Annotated in this window: 19 protein-coding genes; 6 read left to right on the top strand and 13 right to left on the bottom strand. The window is 63.2% G+C overall.

What is annotated here, in order from left to right; all coding sequences use genetic code 11:
• Position 1: 1 nt before the first annotated feature.
• From QWI75_RS20000 to QWI75_RS20030, 7 genes are all read right to left on the bottom strand, one after another.
• On the bottom strand, positions 2-712 hold the full coding sequence (locus QWI75_RS20000; protein WP_289271115.1) for a HEAT repeat domain-containing protein: 711 nt from the start codon (positions 710-712) through the stop codon (positions 2-4).
• 33 nt (positions 713-745) lie between these two features.
• Positions 746-1,516 carry a HEAT repeat domain-containing protein gene (locus tag QWI75_RS20005; RefSeq protein WP_289271117.1) on the bottom strand — a complete coding sequence of 257 codons (771 nt, stop codon included), beginning with the start codon at positions 1,514-1,516 and terminating at the stop codon, positions 746-748.
• On the bottom strand, positions 1,509-2,609 hold the full coding sequence (locus QWI75_RS20010; RefSeq protein ID WP_289271119.1) for a HEAT repeat domain-containing protein: 1,101 nt from the start codon (positions 2,607-2,609) through the stop codon (positions 1,509-1,511). The genes QWI75_RS20005 and QWI75_RS20010 overlap by 8 nt, the downstream gene beginning before the upstream one ends.
• Before the next feature lie 60 nt (positions 2,610-2,669).
• Entirely contained in the window at positions 2,670-3,755 is a 1,086-nt protein-coding gene (locus QWI75_RS20015) for a HEAT repeat domain-containing protein (protein ID WP_289271121.1), read from the bottom strand.
• Positions 3,756-3,853: 98 nt separating this feature from the next.
• On the bottom strand, positions 3,854-5,224 hold the full coding sequence (locus tag QWI75_RS20020; RefSeq protein WP_289271123.1) for a HEAT repeat domain-containing protein: 1,371 nt from the start codon (positions 5,222-5,224) through the stop codon (positions 3,854-3,856).
• A gap of 24 nt (positions 5,225-5,248) precedes the next feature.
• On the bottom strand, positions 5,249-5,713 hold the full coding sequence (locus tag QWI75_RS20025) for a hypothetical protein (protein ID WP_289271125.1): 465 nt from the start codon (positions 5,711-5,713) through the stop codon (positions 5,249-5,251).
• Between the two features lie 19 nt (positions 5,714-5,732).
• Entirely contained in the window at positions 5,733-6,806 is a 1,074-nt protein-coding gene (locus tag QWI75_RS20030; RefSeq protein ID WP_289271127.1) for an alkaline phosphatase family protein, read from the bottom strand.
• 272 nt (positions 6,807-7,078) lie between these two features.
• Here QWI75_RS20030 and QWI75_RS20035 point away from each other — a divergent pair, with 272 nt between their 5' ends.
• The 4 genes from QWI75_RS20035 (at position 7,079) to QWI75_RS20050 (ending at position 11,289) form a co-directional block, all read left to right on the top strand.
• Complete coding sequence (locus QWI75_RS20035; RefSeq protein WP_289271129.1) at positions 7,079-7,828, top strand: PSP1 domain-containing protein; 750 nt, start codon at positions 7,079-7,081, stop codon at positions 7,826-7,828.
• A gap of 206 nt (positions 7,829-8,034) precedes the next feature.
• Positions 8,035-9,378, top strand: coding sequence for a hypothetical protein (locus tag QWI75_RS20040; protein WP_289271131.1), 1,344 nt, complete (start codon positions 8,035-8,037; stop codon positions 9,376-9,378).
• A 2-nt stretch (positions 9,379-9,380) separates the two neighbouring features.
• Positions 9,381-9,950, top strand: a complete 570-nt coding sequence (locus QWI75_RS20045) for a hypothetical protein (protein ID WP_289271133.1) — start codon at positions 9,381-9,383, stop codon at positions 9,948-9,950.
• A 70-nt stretch (positions 9,951-10,020) separates the two neighbouring features.
• The gene (locus QWI75_RS20050) at positions 10,021-11,289 is read left to right on the top strand and encodes a hypothetical protein (protein WP_289271135.1); all 1,269 of its coding nucleotides are present in this window, start codon (positions 10,021-10,023) and stop codon (positions 11,287-11,289) included.
• 29 nt (positions 11,290-11,318) lie between these two features.
• Here the strand turns inward: QWI75_RS20050 and QWI75_RS20055 are convergent, their stop codons facing one another.
• From QWI75_RS20055 to QWI75_RS20075, 5 genes are all read right to left on the bottom strand, one after another.
• Positions 11,319-12,269, bottom strand: a complete 951-nt coding sequence (locus QWI75_RS20055; protein WP_289271137.1) for a hypothetical protein — start codon at positions 12,267-12,269, stop codon at positions 11,319-11,321.
• Between the two features lie 146 nt (positions 12,270-12,415).
• A complete protein-coding gene (locus QWI75_RS20060) occupies positions 12,416-12,670 on the bottom strand; it encodes a DUF4177 domain-containing protein (RefSeq protein ID WP_289271139.1) in 255 nt (84 codons plus the stop codon).
• Between the two features lie 71 nt (positions 12,671-12,741).
• Positions 12,742-13,128, bottom strand: a complete 387-nt coding sequence (locus tag QWI75_RS20065; protein WP_289271140.1) for a metallopeptidase family protein — start codon at positions 13,126-13,128, stop codon at positions 12,742-12,744.
• Between the two features lie 507 nt (positions 13,129-13,635).
• Positions 13,636-16,320: a DNA polymerase I gene (gene polA, locus QWI75_RS20070; RefSeq protein ID WP_289271143.1), complete on the bottom strand. Its 2,685-nt coding sequence runs from the start codon at positions 16,318-16,320 to the stop codon at positions 13,636-13,638.
• A gap of 27 nt (positions 16,321-16,347) precedes the next feature.
• A complete protein-coding gene (locus QWI75_RS20075; protein ID WP_289271144.1) occupies positions 16,348-16,791 on the bottom strand; it encodes a PGPGW domain-containing protein in 444 nt (147 codons plus the stop codon).
• A 204-nt stretch (positions 16,792-16,995) separates the two neighbouring features.
• Here QWI75_RS20075 and QWI75_RS20080 point away from each other — a divergent pair, with 204 nt between their 5' ends.
• Complete coding sequence (locus QWI75_RS20080) at positions 16,996-17,361, top strand: hypothetical protein (protein WP_289271145.1); 366 nt, start codon at positions 16,996-16,998, stop codon at positions 17,359-17,361.
• Positions 17,361-17,795: a hypothetical protein gene (locus QWI75_RS20085; protein ID WP_289271146.1), complete on the top strand. Its 435-nt coding sequence runs from the start codon at positions 17,361-17,363 to the stop codon at positions 17,793-17,795. The genes QWI75_RS20080 and QWI75_RS20085 overlap by 1 nt, the downstream gene beginning before the upstream one ends.
• A 51-nt stretch (positions 17,796-17,846) precedes the next feature.
• On the opposite strand, the gene QWI75_RS20090 is transcribed toward QWI75_RS20085, so the two are convergent.
• Complete coding sequence (locus QWI75_RS20090; protein WP_289271147.1) at positions 17,847-18,506, bottom strand: endonuclease III domain-containing protein; 660 nt, start codon at positions 18,504-18,506, stop codon at positions 17,847-17,849.
• Positions 18,507-18,602 lie beyond the last annotated feature (96 nt).

The raw sequence follows: 18,602 nt of genomic DNA on the forward strand, positions 1-18,602 counted from the left end.
ATCAGGCGCTGGTGACCTTGGCTTTTTCCGCGGGCAGGTTGTCCTTCGCCTTCGGCTTGTAGCCCATCCGGTCCAGCACCTTCAGTATCCGGCTCTTGAGCCGGTCATCCGCGTCGGCTAGAGCTGTAGCCAGCGGCTCAACCGCCGGCTTACCGATCTTGCGCATGATCTCGGTGGCCGACTGGCGCAACTCATCCTCCTCCGACACCAGCAGCGGGATCAAGGGCGGCACGGAGATGGCGCCCAGCTTGATCAGCGCGTCATAGGCGCGTTGCCGCACATCGCCCACCTCGTCGGTCAGCGCCTCGATCAGCGGCGGGACGGCTCTCGGCTCTCGCAGGTCTCCCAGAATTTCCACGGCGTACTTGCGGTTGAGCCAATGGGAGTCCTTGAGGTCCGCGAGCATCGCATCGGCTTTCGCCGTGTCCGGGTCCTTCGATCGGATGCGAAAACTCTTCGCGACCCGCTTCCCTCCCTCCTCGACCACTCGAATCGTGGCCCCGTCGCCGACCTTGATCTTCTTCAGGTCCTCCAGCGCTTCTTCCGCGACCTCGAGCACCACCGTCTTGCCGTCGTAGGCCAGCAGTTCGACTTCGAGCTGTTTGGCCTCCGGATTGACGGCCACCACCTTTTCCGTGACGAGGTTGAACCCGTCCTTTTTCTCGCCGCCTTTCGGACCAATCTGAATCAAACGAGTCGGTTCGTCAGCCATGGAGCCACTCCTCTCGCACACCAAGCCGTGCGGTTATTGCGATCCCTTCCATCCTAAACTCGCCAAGACCCCTTCCACGGTTTCCTGGACCATCGTGTTCTCATCTTCCAACAGAGGCACCAGGGACTCGATCGCGCGCGCGTCTCCCAAGCGGGCCAGCGATTCCGCGGCATTCCGCCGCACCAACCAGTCCTCATCCTTGAGCGACTGCACCAGCGGATCGAACCCGCGCGGATCGCCGATGCGTCCCAAGGCCTCGGCGGCATGCCGGCGCACCATCCAATTCGGCCCCAGCAATCCTTCGATCAACGCCTCCACGGCCCGTACGTCGCCGACTTTCTTGAGCGCGCGGGCGGCATCTTCCCGAAGATTGTGGTCGTACAGCGCATCGATCAACCCGGGGACCGCGCGGGAGTCGCCGAGGCGTTCCAAGGCCCAGACCGCCGCGGCACGCACGGCTCCGTCCCGGTCCTTGATCGCGGCCATCAAGGGGTCCACGCCGCGCGGGTCCTTGAGCTTGCCGAGCGCATGCGCGGCCTGTTCGCGGATCGACCATTCATCGCTTTCCCGCAAGGCCTCGACCATCGGCTCGACCGCCGCCGGCCCCATCCGGACCACGGCGCTGGTCGCCGCCTCGCGGATCATCGCGTCCTCGTCGGCCATGAGGTCGATCAACTGCGGCAGGGCCTCCGGACCGACCTGGCTCAAACTGGCAACCGCATGGTCCCGAAGCGCTTCGTTCTCGTCCCGGAGGGCCGAGATCAATTGCGCGATGCGATCGGATTCGTGCTGTCGCTCATCCACCGGTTTCCGCCTCCTGCGCATGCGCGGCCTGGGCTTCGGCCAGCGCGTTCAATTTATCCACGATCAAGCCCGAGTTATAGGCGACCAATCCGTCCCGGTCCGTTTTCAGCCGCTCGAAGAGTTGCACATGGGGGCGAAGCACCTCCACATCCTTGATCTTGGCCAAGGCTTCCATGGCAAAGACGCGCAAGGGCCGGATCGGGATGGCCTCAACGTACAGTTCCACCGGCCTGGCATCGCCGATCAGGCCCAGCGACTTGAGCGCATATTCCTTGACCCCTGTGTCCTTGTCCTTCTTCAGACGCTCCATCAGGGGCAGGACGGCTCGGGCGTCGCCGATCTTGCCCAGCAGATCCGCGGCGGCCTCCCGGACCACCCAGTCCTCGTCGTCGAGGTATTCGATCAGGATCTGCACCGCCGGCCGGCCCACGCCCAACAGGTCGATCACGGTCGCCATCCGCGCCTCTTCGCGCTCGACCGAGCCCTCGACATCCCGCAGTGAATTCATGGCTGCATCGATCCGATCCCGAATTGCGCCCAGTTTTTTGAGCGTGCGCACGGCGATCTCGGACAAGTCGGGATCGCCCATCGCATCGACCAGGGCATCGGCGGAGACCGGCTCCATCAGGTGCTCCAACAAGGCCGCGGCCGTCACGCGGGCCTCCCGGTCGGGATGGCGAAGGAGCCCGCACAGGGGATCGATGGCGTTCGGGATAATCCCCAGGAGGGCGGTCACGAGCGTCCGGACCTCTTCGTCTTTCAGCTCATGAAGGTCCTGCACCAAGGCGGTCGCGGCGTCCGGCTCCAGGACTCCCGCCATCTGCTCCAAGGCTTGGGCCCCCGCTTTGCGCACGCCCGCGTCCTGGTCGTGCAACAGCCTGACCAACGCCACCCCCGCATGGGGATCTTTGATGCGGGCGAGCATGGCCGCTGCCTCGATCTTGAGCGACGGGCTGCCGGCCTGCAACGCATGGATGAGCCCTTGCACGGCCTTGGGGCCGCCGGACAGGCAGGCCGCCGTGGCCCGCATGCGACGCCAATCTTCCTCGTGGACCAATTCCGCGATCAGCGTCTCGATCGTTTCCTTGGCCATCGGCTCCTCATCTCCCTCGAGTCGGCGGCCGCTGCCTCACCGGGTGTCCCGCCTTGCCGCTCACACACGTCCGGGACGCCATCCCAGCGCCGTCAGCGCTTCTCTCGCATGGTACCTGATGTTCTCGTCGGTCGTATTCCTCACAACTGCCAGCAGCGGCGCCACCGCCGGCTGTCCGAACCGCACAAGCGCCGCCGCCGACTCGGCGCGCGTGACGGTATTGTCGAGCGCCGCCACGAGGGCGGGAATAGCCTCCACATCGGCGATCCGCCCCAATGCCCGAACCGCTTCGGTTATCGCCAGCAGTTCCTCCGTCCATTGGTCTCCGCAGCCAGCGATCACGCGGCTCTGAGCCGGTTGGGCCTTCCCGCTCGCAATCGCGATGAGGGCCGGCAAGGCCCGCCGGTCTCCAATGGCTCCCAGCGCCTCGACGACCAGAGGACGAAGGCCAGGTTCCGTGATCACGTTCAACAAGAACTCGACCGCGCGGGGATCGCCGATCTCGCCCAGGGCGCGCACACTGTCTTCACGAATCGCCTGGTCGGGATCATTGAACAACACATACAGAAGGGCCTCGACGGATTCGGATGCCTTCACCTTGCCCAAGGCTTCGACCGCGTGCAGCCGAACCAGCCATTCCGGGTGCCTCACCGATTCGAGCAGCGCCGGCAAGGCCGCGGCTCCGATCCTCGCCAGAGCCTGGGAAGCCTCGATCCGGACCGCCTTGACCTTATCCTGAAGCAGCGGCACCAGCGCCTCGATCGCTTGGGAGGCTCCGATCCGGCCCAACGCCTTCGCGCTATGCATCCGCAGCACCCAGTTGGGACTCGTGAGCACCGCGATCAGCGCCGACGTCGCCCGCGCATCGCCGATCGTCGCCAGAATGCCGGCGGCCGCTTCCTGCACCTCGCCGTCGGCTTCCGCGAGACGGGACAATAGCGGCACCACGGCCGCGTCTCCGATGAGCGTCAGCGCGTCCGCCGCCGCCTGCCGGACCGCGCGATCTTCGTCGCGCAACAATGATAGGAGCGGACCCACCGCCCGCGAATCCCGCAACGTCCCGAGCGCCTGCGCCGCCTCCTCGCGTACGGCCCAGTCCTCATCGCGAAGGGCGGCAATCTGTTCGGCTACGGTATCGCTCGGCACGGTGGCGGCTCCGGACCAACCTCGAATGTTTCGTCTGCCTGGCTCATAAGCCGTGCTGTCTCCTGATGAGGATGCCCATGAAGGTGACGCCCAGCGTGCTACGTGACGTTTCGGGGAATATAGTCGCCGGAGGGCCCGAATCGACCGGTTTCTCCGAGCGGCCGGTCCACCCGTTGATTGTCCGTGAGGCTGGAGTCGACTTCCGCTTCCTCCGCCGGCGGCGTCCACCCAAGCTGCTCCAAGGTGTCCAGCACCAGCTTTCTGAGCGCGTCCGCCGCGCTCAGACGGGCCGTCGCAAACGACCAGACCCGTTCGCCATCCGATCCCACATCGGACGCTTTGGGATCGTGCAAAAATGAGATCAGGGGTTCGATCGCCGTATCGCCGATCACAACCAAGGCCGCCGCCGCCTTTTCCCGCAAGACCCCGTCCTTCAACAGCATGATCAGGTCGGGGATCACGCGCGGATCGCGGAAATGGCCGAGCGCCGTGGCCGCCGCCTCTTTGATGAAGGCTTCCTCGCTGACGATGCACCCCGGCGTCGGCGTACCCTCCTGTTTGATGCCCTTGCCCTTCAAGGCATCGAGCACCGGCGGCAAAGCGCGCGGATCGCCGATCATGCCGAGCGACGCAATGGCGTGCCGCTTGACCGCCCCATCCTTCATGGCCTCGATCAACGGATCGATCGCCCGCGGATCCCCGATCATGCCGAGCGCGATCGTGGCGTCCTCCCGCACCGCGCGATCCGGATCTTTCAGGGCGGCGCAGAGGACGTCCACGACTTTGTCGTCCCGCACCCAACTGCGCCCGATTTGATAGTCCGTCGTCATGCCGCCGAGCGCCCGCGCGGCATGGCAGCGAACGACGAAATCCTTGTCTTTCATGCTCTCGATCAACGGATCGACCGACGGCCGTCCAATCGTCACGAGCGCCGTCCCGGCCGTTTCACGGACAATCTTCGAGGAATCCCGGAACAGCTTGATCAACGCCGGCACGGCCTTGGGATCGCCGATCTTCCCAAGCGCCTCGGCCGCCGCGCTCTTGACGGCTCCGTCGCGGTCCCGGCAGGCCAGGATCAAGCCATCGACGGCGCGCGCATCCTTGATCTCGCCCAAGGCCTTGGCGGCGTGCTCTCGGACCCTCCAGCGCTCGTCCTTCAAGCAGGCCATTAGCCGCTCGACCGCCGACGCTCCCATGCCGGCCGCCGCCCGGACGGCCTCGTCGCGCGTCTCCATGATCGGATCGTTGAACAGCTTGACGAGCGCCTCCAGCGCCTTGGCGCCGCCGATCCGGCCCAACCCCTTGGCGAGAGAGGCCCGCACGGACCAGAACTCGTCTTCGCAGGCCTGAATCAACGCATCCAGCGTGTTAGGATCGGCGCGTTCCGCGAGGGCTTTCGCCGCCTCCTCCCGCGTGGCATCATCGACGTCTTCCAATGCTTCCAGCAAATCTTCGACCGCCTGTGTCATGATTCCCTCTCGCGGCTCTCGCGATCAGTATTCATAATCGCGCTGCCCCCCATACGGCTGCATACGTTTGCACTTCACCAGAAGCGTCCGGGTTCCGCGCCCGCTCACGCACTGATCGTACTTCTTCTCGAATTCAAGGGTCCCGTCCTGCGTGACCGTAAACTGAAAACTGAACGTGAAGGTCGCGAACGAATAGGTGCCCGGCTTCAACCGAAGCTCCGTGACCTCCGCCGTGCGCAACGCATCCGTACTTTCCGGATCCAACGTCCAAATGGCCGGCGTCAGGCCCGGAATCTGCCACAAGGAGGGCGGCTCAAGCTTGGTGGCGTCGATGGTGATGGGGAATTCTTTTGCAGCGGAGGCCCCCAAAACCGTCGTGGCAGGCAGCACCAGCCCCACGACAATCGCCGCGAGCACCGTTCCCCAGACGGTCACATGTGACGCCGGCCGGACCGCCGCATCAGCCGGCCGCAGGCCTCCCGTTCGCATCGTCCTTCCAGATTTGTTCTTAATGGGCATGACGTTCCGCCCCCGAGGTTCGACCGGTCTCGCTCGATCCGCCCGATCCGTTGGTAAAGACTTCGTTAATCACGCGACTTTGCCACTCCGTGTGCGTTTCGGTATCCAGGCCCAACGCCCGCATGACCGTGGCCCCCGTATCGATCAGAGACACGGGTTGCGCGATCACATGCCCCCGTTTGACTCCGGCGCCCGATGCCAACCACAGAATGTGGGGAGGCTTGGCGCCTGCCGGAGCCACCGCCGGCTCCGCATCTCCGAAATGGTCGGCTCCCGGGGGGCTGATCGACGTGACGAACACGGTCGTCTCCTTCGACAGCCCCAGTTCATCATAGATGGCCAGCACATCCCCCATCGCGCGATCAATGGTGTTCAAGGCCTCGCGATAGCTCTTCGAGGTCCACCCCTCGGCCGCGCCGGCCCGGCCGGCATCGGGCAGGTGCACGATCAACAGGTGCGGCAGAGACGGAATGGCATGGCCGTAGCCGTGCCCGCTGGTGGCCTTTTTGAAATACTGGCGGATATAGGACACCACGGTCGTCGCATTGCATTCGGGACGAAGCGCCCCGCAGATCTGGTGGTCGATATAGGGTTCCGGCTTGGCCAATTGATAGAGGGACTCGTCCATGTAGAAGATGGTCGTATCGCGCCCCCCGCTCAAATCCAGATAGTCGAACATCGTCGGCGGCCGTGGATAGCCCCTGGCAAAATCAAAACTGTTCCACGTAATCCCGTGACGTTCCACCGGCAGACCCGTAATGAGGGACGCCATGGTCGGGAGCCGCAAGGGGGGATTCACCGCCGCCGCGCCCCAGGTCACAGACCCTGTTTTGATCAGGCGGCTCAAAACCGGCATGGCCGCAGCCTTGAGCGAGTCCTGGCCGACGCCTTCCAGCACGAACAGGATGGCCTGTTGCGCAGCCGATTGACCTTTACCCGCCGCCTCCGGAAGGGGCGGAATCCCCGTGGACGCAGCCAGGGCGCCGGCTGCGCCGTCTATAAGAAGGCACCAGACGAAAACCAGAATACAGAGCCCGCCTCTTCGTCGATGTCGAGTGATCATAAGTTCCCACTCCCCTACTACACGCTGGACCAATGATTCCTGGATGAGCCGAGTACCTTACCACGCGGTTTTTGACGGTGACAAGATCGGCGCCCGGCGGTCCGCCCGCGTCTTCGCAGTCGTTCTTTTAGCCCCTTTCAGTCCGTCATGCAGCCGTCATTCTTGGCCCCCTGCCGCATCACTACCGCCATCCTACTCGTTTGGCCCGGCCGCATGCCAGCCAGGGTTTCCTATTTTCGTCCCGGTATGGAATCGTGTATAGTGACCTCATTATGGTTTCAGATCTCATCGCCCACGAGCTGGCCCAGCCGTATCCCGCCTTTGTTCGCCTCATCGGGGTGAAAGTCAGGAATCGCGGGGAGGTCAAGAAACTCAATGCGGGGTCGGTGGCCGCCGGTCCGGGAGATCCTGTCATTCTGGAGCATGATGGAGAGTTGACCTATGGGATCGTCCATACCGACCCCTATACGGTTCCGTTCAGTCCTCCCATGAGGGTGATGAAATCGGTGCTCCGCGTCCCGACCGTAGAGGAGTTGGCGGTCATTCGCCGGCAGCCTTCCCTCTCCCGCGAGGGGATCGCCTTCTGCCGGGAGCAGACGGCGGCGCTCGGGTTGCGGATGAAAATGGTCGAGGTCTATGCCGCATTGGACCGGCGGCAGATCACGTTCGTCTATACGGCGGACGACCGGATCGACTTTCGTGAACTGGTCCGTATTCTGGCCCGGCGGTTCCATTCCCGCATCGAGATGCGACAGATCGGCGCGCGAGAGGAGGCCAAACGCCTCGGCGGCGTGGACACCTGCGGGCTGGTGCTCTGTTGCGCCAGCTTCCTCACGGACTTTCAGCCGGTCAGCATCAAGCAGGCGAGAAAGCTGGGCGTGCCGGTCGATGATCCCAAGCTCCTGGGGGTCTGCGGCCGCCTCAAATGCTGCTTGATGTTTGAAGCGATGGAAGCGAACAGCCTCACAATCCAACCAAGCCGGCTCATTTCACCCTCGCCATCCTCCCCTGTGTCTGCTTAATCCTTCGGCTCGGCTCCCTATCTTTATCCGGATCCAATCGGTCGGGAGTACCTTGTGGTCATCATCCGGCCCGGCCTTGGCCGCCGCCCCTGGGAGGGAACGGCGGGAGATGGGGCCGCACGTCGCCCACACATCGCAGCCGTCTGTGATAGGCTAACAGCAGAGCGGACCCCTGCTGAGAAGACCCCGTCAAAAAGGAGCCGTCCGTGACACAGGAGGGGCTGGTCGTTCGGCGGCCAATCGGAGAGGGGTCCTTATGCGGCCTCCTGTTCGGGCTCTTCTGGGTCTGCCTCCTTTCTTCACCGGCCGACGCCGAGATCAGAACGCTGACGGCCGAGGGCGAACATATCCTTGGAGAACACGACACCAAGGAAGAGGCGGTCCGCCTCGCGTCCGAAGCAGCCAAACGGAGCGCGCTGGAACAGGTGGCGCTCTACCTTGAGAGCGTCACCGTCGTCACGAACTTCAACATCAGCCGGGATGAGATCCGCACCTACACCGCCGGGGTGATCAACATCCTCGATCAACAGGTCTCGACTCGTCTCGACAACAATGCGGTGGTGTTCCATGTCGAGGTGGTTGCGCAGGTCGATACGGACGAAGTCGCGGAGGCCATCAAAAAACTCCGCGAGAACGAAGAGGCGAGGCAGCAGTTGGTGGCGCTGAAGGCCGAAGTCGATCAGCTTCAACAGGCTCTCGATGAGGCGAACCAGGCCTTGGCTGCCGCCTCCACGCAAGATCAGGTGGAGGAAGCCAGCCGCCAACGGGCCGACCTGCTCAACCAGGTTCAGTCCAACGCGCTGGTCCATCAAGCCTGGACGGAATGGGTGATCGCGGGGCCGTACCTCTGGCCGCCCCTGTCTCCCTGGTCCGGGCCTGGATTGGTCTACGGATTGCTCGCTCAGGCCGGCCGGCTCTATCCCAACAGCCCCTATGTCCCGATCGCACAACAGGCGGTGGCCGCTCAGAGCGGCATTCCCGTTCCTCCTGTCCCGCCCGCTCCACCGGCTCCCCACGCTCCTCCGCCGCCATCCGGCGCCGTCCAATCGATTCCGGTTGTCCCCTCGACGGTCTCGCCGACGGTGGGAGGTCCGATCGTATCCGTGCCTTCCGCCTCCAATCGAAGCCTGCACCGCCTGCAAACCACATTTCCCCATGTGAGCCCGAGGCCGCTGTCGCCACATCCCGATCCGGGCGCGCAGGCTGTGGCTCCGACCGGCAAGCCAGACTCCCCCCGCCAACTTCGACAGTATTTGATCCAGCCCGGCATCGCCCAGCCTCCTTCCGTGGTCCGGCCGCCGGTGGCTGCCAGTCCCTCGGTGGCGCCTTCGCGGCCGCCAGTCCTCCATCAACCTCCTCCTTCCGGCCAGCCGGTGAATCCTGCTGCACCCTCCGTCCATGTTCCACGAGCGCCGAACGGTGCATCGCAAGCCTCGCCTCCTACGCCAGGGCGGGGACTCTCTCAACTGCAACGTGCGTTTCCCGGCGTCGCTCCAGGCGGTAGAGCCCATTCGGGCGGGGGAAAAATTAGCGGGGGCGGAGGTAAGTAACCATGGCCGCGATCTTCACCATTATTTCCAGTCTGATCTTTACGATGCTTTGGGCGCCGGTCTCCTCCACCGCCGATGTCGGCGACGGCTCCGCTGCCGTCCGTCAGCGAGCGGACCAGGCCTTCGAGCGTCTGCACCAGCTCGCTGGAAACCAACAGACCGGAGCCGCTGTGTCCCGCCAGGAGCGCTCGCTGCCGCTCGACCCTACTTCCTATTCCCCGGACTCATATCTGATCGGAACCGGCCATGGCGATCTGGCGAAAGGCCGCATTACCTGCCAACGGGTCGCCGAATTGTCGGCGCGCACCGACCTGGCCAAACAGATCCGTGTGCTGGTCAAAGAGCACGCCATTGATCGAGTGCGCGAGCGCACCGGCCACAACAGCGAGCAGGACATCGAAATCCTCCGCGAGGAACTCGTCCAGGAATATCTCCAAGGCGTGAAGATCATTGACCGGCGATTCGACGAGGCCAACGGCACCTGTTCCAGCACCGCCGTCATGCCCAAGCAGGCTGTTGCCCCCGGCCTTCAGCGCAAATCCTCAGAACCCCCGCCACACCCGGCACGATAGGTTGGTCGGTCTCATGTCTTCCCGCCCCTCGTTGCACTGGAGGTTCGGTTTCGGGTAAGTACATCCCGCCATGCCGCTCGACAACAACTTCCAACATGCGGAGTACAGCCGGGCCGAGCCGAAGGACCGGCTGATCTACCGGGAGCTGCCTTCCGATCCAGCTCCCGATTCCCCGGCCTGGTCGGATGCCATGGCCCTATCCGGGAGGCAACTGGCTCGGAACGGCGTTCGGCTGGTGATGCTGCTGCACGGGTCTCTGCTAGGCTCCGATCTCTTCGGCATGCAACGGCTTGATGAGGTCGGCGGACTCAAGCGTGGCTATTCGCGGGGCATCTCCGGTTTGGATGCGCTGCTGGCCCTGATGCGGGAATCGACGAATGGCCTGGCCGGCCCGCCCGGCTGGCCCCGTCCGCCGTACCGAAACGACGCGGCCACGAAACAGATGCTGGACGAGACCTTGGGTGACGCGGGAAACGTGACGGAACATGCGCTGCAACTCTTTCGGAAAGCTCTCAACCGGGACCTCCCCAAACCGATCGCCTGCGAACGGTACCTCTGGTCCTGCGAGCACCACCATCTGGGACGGGCGCAGGCGGCCTGTCGCTTGCTGGATGATCTGCACCGGTGGACGGAGGACCTCAGGCTCGGACCAGGCGATCGCATTCTGGTCCAGGCCCACGGGCAGGCCGGCCTCTTGCTCGCCCTTGCGTCGAATCTCCTCGCCCCGGAGAAACTGTCCGGCTACCTGCGCTTCTTCTCGATCTTGAACGACGCGGCCGGACAGAACCCCTCCGGCTCGGTCGGCCAGAAATTGCTGGGAACGCTGGACCGGCGGTTGCGGGAGAAGACGATCTTGAACGGAGCCGCCCTCGACGTGGTGACGTTCGGCACGCCGGTGCGATACGGCTGGGACCCAGCCGGAATCGGCAAACTGTTGCATATCGTGAACCAGCGAATGCTCCGGATCGACGGCAAGACCTGGCTGGCGAAAACGGAACTGCCGCAGATCACGATGGAACTGCCTATCGCCTGGGGCGGAGATTACGTGCAGCAACTGGCCGTCGCCGGCACGGACGCCACGCCCGTTTCGACCGAGGCCCAAGCCGCAAACAAGGCCTTATGGGAGTTGCTGGAACCCTGGGACGGATTCGAACGGTGGTTGGAATGCGCCCGTCGGTCCGTACGCTGCCACAACGACGGGCTCTGCCTCTTGGCGGACTACAAGGATTCGACCGGCTCAACCCAAGCGCGCGACCACTACTACGGCCATGCCGCCTACACCCGCCTGAACGCGATGCTGTTCAACACCTCCGAGATCGCGGCCGCCTTATACCCATAGGCTGCCGGTGGTTCCTTGTCTTTTGCCCTTCAGGGGCGGCCAGTGGCCGCGGTTCCCGTCGTACGGTGCTTGGTCAGCGAGACCAGGTCGTCCAGAAATCCTTGCACCTCCTGGTCGGTGGGCCTTCGTTCGACGACCACCAACGATCCGTGATTCGAGGCCAGAAAATTCTTCACGGCCACGGCGCGCTGCTCGGGCGTCGCCGGCTCCGGAACGATCGCGATTTTCACCTGCCAGGACGAGAGCACCCAATATTTCGGCTTGGGATCCGTTTCCTGCACATAGAAATGGCCGGACGCATCCTGGAGCGCGCGAATGTGCTCGTCCTTGAGCACCTCTTGCCCGCTTCCCGCGTCAAAATAACGGGAATTCAGCACCGCATCGGCCCCGGTCAGCAGGCCCCGGACAACCAACAGCTCCTGGCCGAGAATCGCCTGTAAACAAGCCTCGTTGCGAAACGCCTGCTTCAATTCGTCCGCGGAAACAACTACCTGGGAGGTATCCGCCAAGACAGGCATGGCGGTCGCCGACTGGGTTACCGCCAGATTGATCCGGGGAATCTTCTGCATGGCCGTTTTGAGAAACGGCGGCAAGCTCTCCTCGAGCAGTTTGAATCGAGGAGGGGGCCCGGAGGACCAGAGTTCGGCCACTTCCTTCGGCTCCGGCAACCGGTCCATGGGGACCAGGCAGGCCGGGTGAAGCGGACGAGGGTGCCCTTTCTTGAATACAGCGCCTGGACGGGAAGGCTCGGCGAACGACGGAATCGCCACCAGCCGCGAATACTGTGCGGCGAGCCCCAGATCCCGCTCCAACGCCTCCAAATAACGCTGCTTGGCTTCCGCATAGCTCGCCCGCACCGGCGCCCTTGCCTGCCCGGCGCAGCCGGCGCAGGCTAGAACCAGCGCGATGAGGATCAGCCAGCGACTCCGAGGCAGCAGGTGTGACCGGTGGAAAGGAACACCTTCATCCAACTCGTTCATGAAGCAGTTTTCAATTCAGTCTCAACCCAACTTGACCCAGCTCGTCGGCCATCGGCCCACGGTCCAGTCCCCAGCCTACTGCGAAGTCCGCCAAAGCTCAAGGGAACCGAAGTTCACAGCCTGGCGCAAGGTCGGCTGGAGCGGCCTCATTTCTTGAAGATCAGCCTTGGAGAAGTCAGGTCGCCGAAACCCACCGCGACCAGTTCCCACCCGGCGGCGCCATACTCGTTCAAAACCGTCTGCATGTTCTGAATGTCCGTGGTGGCTTCCACGATCTTATACTGGAATTTCCGCGGTTCCTGCGCCCCGGCCTGGAACCAGCGCCCGCCCAGCATCAGGGCCAGCGCAAAACCGAGCAAGGCCAGTCCGAATGATAAGGATGTGCTGCGAAGGAGCGTCATAGGTCGCCTCCAACTCTGGTGCCGAAATGATCACGAAATGATCAATAGTGGCGCAAGACTCCGTCCGGAGTTCAATACGGCATCTCGTCGTCGTCCAGGCCGAAATGGTGCCCGATCTCATGGACCACCGTGTCGCGCACTTCCTGGACCACTTCTTTTTTGGTGCGGCACAGCCGCAGAATCGGCCCCCGATAGATGGAGATGTGCGCCGGGAGTTGTCCGCCCGCCTGGAAAAACGATTCCTTATCGATCGAAACGCCCTGATACAGCCCCAGGAGGTCATCCTCGCTTTCCAGTTCCAACTCGTCGAGCACCTCCGGCGACGGCTCCTCTTCCACTACGACGGCTACGTTGGCCAAATGCCGGGCATAGGGCTCGGGCACGCTGTCAAGCGCCTCCTGGACCAGAGCCTGAAACTCGGCCTCCGAAACGGACAAAGTTCGCAATCGCCGTGACATGATTGGCTGGTGAATAATCGATTCACCCCTCCGATCAATCCCCGTATTAAGCGGCGTCTGTCATCTGCGAGGCAGTTGGTGTGGGCTTCACTGCGCGCATCCAACGAAGGCCCTCTATGGCTGCGGGTTGTGCGAGCAGATTTATGACTACTCCCTCCAAGCTCGCTCGTGGTCCTTTTTCTCCGGGAGGACGCTCATGCTGGTCCCGCTGCGGCCGTCACCTCCCGTTGCATGTGGGAAAGCGCAATGGGTAGGCCGGCACTCCCCTTATATTTCTCTTCCAGTGATTTCTTCTCTTCTGGCAGGCAACTGGTGGGGTCTCCACTGCGCGCATGGAGGGAGCACCTTCTGAGTGTGCGGCCTCTGCGAGCACAGAGACCCTACCAGTTGCCTTGCCTCCTCTTCGTACGCGCGTTCCGGGAGCACAGGACCAGTATGGGCGTCCTTCCACTCTTTTGCCTGGAGCCACAGTGGGTCCAAGGATCGTCTTAAGCTGGCTGGTCCCCTCTACGGATGCGCCGCCCGCCAATTGTTCCCCACCCCTAAATCCACCTTCAGCGGCACCGACAGGCCCAGCTTCTCCCCCGTCGCCTCCATTTCCGACCGGACAAGCTGTTTCGCCCGTTCCACCTCGTCTTCCGGAGTCTCGAACACCAATTCATCATGCACCTGCAAGATCATCTTGGTCTGAGGCAGTTCGTCGCGAAGCCGCCGGTGCACATGGATCATCGCCAGCTTGATGAGGTCCGCGGCCGAGCCTTGAATGGGACTGTTCACTGCCATGCGCTCGCCGAAGCCGCGCTGGACCGGGTCGGCACTGGCGATCTCCGGAATGGGCCGCCTGCGCCCGAGAATCGTGGTCGTGTAGCCCCGTTCGCGCGCCTGGTCGATCGTCCGATCGAGGAAGGCTTTCACCGCCGCATAGCGCTCGAAATAGGCGTCGATATATTTCTTGGCCTCGGCCTGGGTGGTCCCCAGATTCTGGGACAACCCATAGGGGCTGATGCCGTAGAGAATCCCGAAGACCACCGTCTTGGCGGCGCGGCGCATCTCCTTCGTGATGCGGTCCGGCGGAAGGTTGAATATCTCCACGGCGGTGGCCATGTGAATGTCCTCGCCCCGCTCAAAGACCTTGATCAGCTTTTCGTCCTGCGAGAGGTGCGCGAGAATTCGCGGCTCGATCTGGCTGTAATCCGCCGACAGCAGCAGATGTCCCGGCGGCGGCACGAAGGCCTCGCGGATGCGCAGGCCGTATTCTCCCTTGACGGGAATGTTCTGAAGATTGGGATCGGCGGAGGACAGGCGGCCGGTCGCGGCCACTGTCTGGTTCAGCGACGTATGCAGGCGTCCCGTTTCCGGATTGACCAGGTTCGGCAGCGCTTCCACATAGGTCGATTTGAGCTTGCTCAGGCTGCGGTAGTTGAGAATCTGGGCCGGCAGCTCATGCTGCGACGCCAACTGCGTGAGCGTGTCTTCATCGGTGGAATACCCGGTCTTCGTCTTGCGGACCGGCTTGAGGCCCAATTTCTCGAACAGCACGGCGGCCAACTGTTTCGGCGAATTGATGTTGAAGGCGCCGCCCGCAATGGACGCGATCTGTCCCATCATCCGGTCCAATTCGCGCTCCAGCTCCTTGTTCAATTCCTCCAAGGCCGAGACGTCGAGCAGGAAGCCCTGCCGCTCGATCTCGGCCAGCACCGGCACGAGCGGCATCTCCACCTCCTCGAATAGCCACAGCATGCCCTGGGCTTCCAAACCTTCCCTCAGGACCGGCACGAGCCGCTGGACGACGGTTGCGGCTTCGCCGGCCTGATGAGCCCCGGGCGGAGGCTGGACCGTAAAGAGATCGACCGGCGGTTCGGCCGGCCCGCCCATGCGGACCCCGCGAAGCTGATAGCCCAGCGTATCGAGCGCCACGGTCTCCAGACTATGGCTGCGACGGTTGGGGTTCAGCAGATAGGCTGCGATCATCGTATCGAACAGGGGGCTCGCAAGATCGATCCCCTCCCGTTTGAGCGCCAGCCACACGGGCTTGAGATCATGAGCCGCCTTCAGCACGGCCTGATCGCTCAACAGGTCTTTCAACAGCGGATCGAACCCGGAGCCCGGCCCCTCTACATAATAGACTGGATCGGCATCCGGTCCGCTCAGGGCCAGGCCCAACACATCCGCGCGGACCGGCACCTGTTCGCTCAGCACACAGGCCAGCACGAGAGAACCGGTCTGCCTGATCCGGTCCGCGAACCGCTGCAGGTCCGGCCGATCGTGGAGCAGCGACAGCCCTTCGCCCAGCGCCTCAGTCTCAGCCGGTGTCACCTGGAGCGTGCGCAAGAGACTATGAAATTCCAGTTCGCGGAGGAGCGGAGCGAGTTGGTCAGACTCCAGCGGCTTGACCCGATAGTCCTCCGCGTGAAACTCGATCGGCGCATCCACGTGGATCGTCGCCAACTTCCGGCTGAGCCTGGCCATCTCGGCTTGCTCCGTCAGCAACGTCTTCGTTTTGGGCGGCTTCACCTCGTCCAGCCGGGCCAGCATCCCCTCGATCGTGCCAAACTCCGCGATGAGCTTGGCCGCCGTCTTCTCGCCGATGCCCTTGACCCCCGGGATATTGTCCGTCGCATCCCCGACCAGTCCCATGACCTCGACCACGCGCCCCGGCTCGACCCCGAACCGCTCGCGACAATCCGCCTCGTCAAACCATCGTTCTTTGACCGGGTCGTAGATGCGCACGGCCGGCGTCAGCAGTTGAAACATGTCCTTGTCGCTCGTCACGATCGCCACGTCGTACCCGGCCTGCTCCGCCTGCCGCGCCAACGAACCGATGAGGTCGTCGGCCTCATACCCCTGCAGGCGCACGACCGGAATCCGGAAGGCTTCCACCACCTTGTGAATGTACGGAATCTGCGCCTGCATCCCGTCCGGCATCGGCGGCCGCTGGGCCTTGTACGCCTTGAATTCCTCGTGCCGGTGGGTGGGTCCTTTCTCGTCGAACACGATCGCGAGGCCCTGCGGCTGATGCTCGCGCAGGATCTTGGTGAGCATGGTCGTGAACCCATAAATGGCGTTGGTCTGGAGACCCTTGGAGTTGGTCAGGGCCGGCAGGGCATAGAACGCCCGATAGATATAGGCGCTCCCGTCGATCAGATAGAGGAGCGGGCGCTCGGCGCCTTGAGATGTTAAGTCGGCGGCCATATCAGATCGATTCCTTCATGCCGTCGTTCAGCGGGGCTTGATCACCAGCGGAGGCGTGCCGAACTTCTCCCGCATCTTGTTGATCGTGGACAGCACCGTTGGCTGACCGATCAACTTTCGCTCGAGCTCCCGCTTGCCAGGAAAATCCATCAGTGAAATGCCGATCAGCATGGTGAGCAGCCCCTGGCCCGGCAGGAACAGCATGGCAAACCCGGCGAGCAAGAAGATCGCCCCAAGGATGTTCTTGATCAGGTGGCCGAGCATGCGCAACACAGGATGGTGGTTGCGCATCCATGAATGGGGATAGTCCGAATCGAAATAGTTCGACGGCAACCGGACCAGAATCAACGGAATGGCGATCAGGGTTCCGACGAAGAGGACCACGGAGGAGAACGCCAGCCAGAGCAACGTCTGGCCGGAGACATAGGACTGCACGGTGGAAAGAAAGGAGTCCATAAGCGGAACGGGCATCGTAGCATGCAGCCTCGGCAGACAACAACGAGCGAAGGACCCGCAGGGTTCCGGTCGCACGGCGGAGATCAGTTCCGGGATTGACTCCGCCGTTTGCGGCTACGCCTGTCCGCGTTCCGGCCGCGCGCGGGTTTACGTCCTCGAAAGTCTCGGGCTATAATGGCCCGGTATCCGGTTCGTCCGCTTCGATGGTGAGGCATACTCATGCGCCGTCTGTCTCTCGACTGTATTGATCGGGTGGTCCGGTGCGGGCTGCTCGTCGTGGCCCTCTCGCCATTCATGCCGGTGCCGGCGACAGTGCAGGCCGGATCGGACAGCGAGGTCGAGGTCGAGGTCAACAAAAAAGGACTCGGCAAGGAAGCCGTGCTTCGAAAAGGCCCGCACGAATGGTACATTCTGGTCGAAGTCACGCCGGACAACACGGTGGTCCTGCGACAGGAAAAAAATCTCGACACCTACGTGCTCGATGACAGCGAGACTCACGACCGGTCGTTTACCCCCTCCGAGGTCGACGCCGTCATCGAGGAGTTCGTCAGCAGCGCCAAAGTCCAAGCCGCGAAGTACCAGTGATGTCCGGCACCACCCGTCCAGCCAAGCCGCGTTTCGTGATCTTCGCGCACAACGCCACCTACGACAAATTGCATCAGGTGGCGACGTTGGGCCTGACGGCCGCCGCCATGGGCAAGGAGGTCCTTGTCATCCTCTTGTTCTGGACGATCAAGAAACTGGCCGACGGCCGGTTGGATGAAGTGGATTTTCCGCCCGAATACGCCTCGGCTGGAGATGAAGTGCGCCGGCTGCTGAAGGAAAAGAAGGTGCCGACGATTTCGGAGATGTTTCAGGAAGCCAAAGCGGTGGGATCATTGAGGCTGATCGCCTGCAGCGCCGGCCTGGAATACATGGGCGTCGATGCCGCGCGCGTCGCGAAGAACGTCGATGAGGTCATGGGCTTGCCGTCGATTCTTTCCCTTACCGCCCACGCGGAAACCAAGCTCTTTATTTAGTAGTCGCTCGCCGTTCCCTCCGCGTCGCCCGCCCGCATCACGGTTCCGGGTTCAGCGCGATCTCGTGACGCCGATCCGATCACAGTAGTCCGAGACCTTGCATCGGCTGCACCAGGGCGAGACCGGTTGACACAGGTGCTGGCCGAAGGGCACGAGCAGATCGTTGTAGGTGATCCAATAACGCTTGGGCAGCTTGGCTCGCAGGGCCTCCTCCGATTCCTCGGGAGTCCTGGTCTTGATGTAGCCCCACCGGTTGCTGATGCGATGCACGTGGATATCCACGCAGATGCCCGGCTTCCGATAGCCGACCGTTACGACCAGGTTCGCCGTTTTTCGCCCCACGCCGGGCAGAGTCAACAGTTCGTCGATATCGTCCGGCACCCGTCCGCCATAGCGACCGAGCAGCGCGCGGCTGATGCCCAGCAGTTGCACGGCCTTGTTGCGGTAGAATCCGACGGGATAGATGGCCCGCTCGATGCGGGCCGGCGTCAGCTTGAGCATGGCGGCCGGCGTGTCAGCCAGCGCGAAGAGCCGCCCGCTGGCCTCGGCTGTCGTGAGATCCTTCGTGCGGAGACTCAGGACCGTCGCGATGAGAATCCGAAAAGGGTCCTGCGACGAGTCCTTTGCGACGACCCCGACCACGGGGTCCGGCCATTGGCGGACTTCACGCCGCAGCGTCCGCAACACCGGATGAATGTCTGCGTCACGCATCGGCGGTTGAAGCAATGCCTGTTGCCGATGACTTAGTTGCGGGTGACCCGACCGACGCCGTGATGCCGGCAGCCGAATGGGATCGCGAGGAATGCG

It is taken from the genome of Nitrospira tepida (genome assembly GCF_947241125.1).
Classification (GTDB): Bacteria; Nitrospirota; Nitrospiria; order Nitrospirales; family Nitrospiraceae; genus Nitrospira_G; species Nitrospira_G tepida.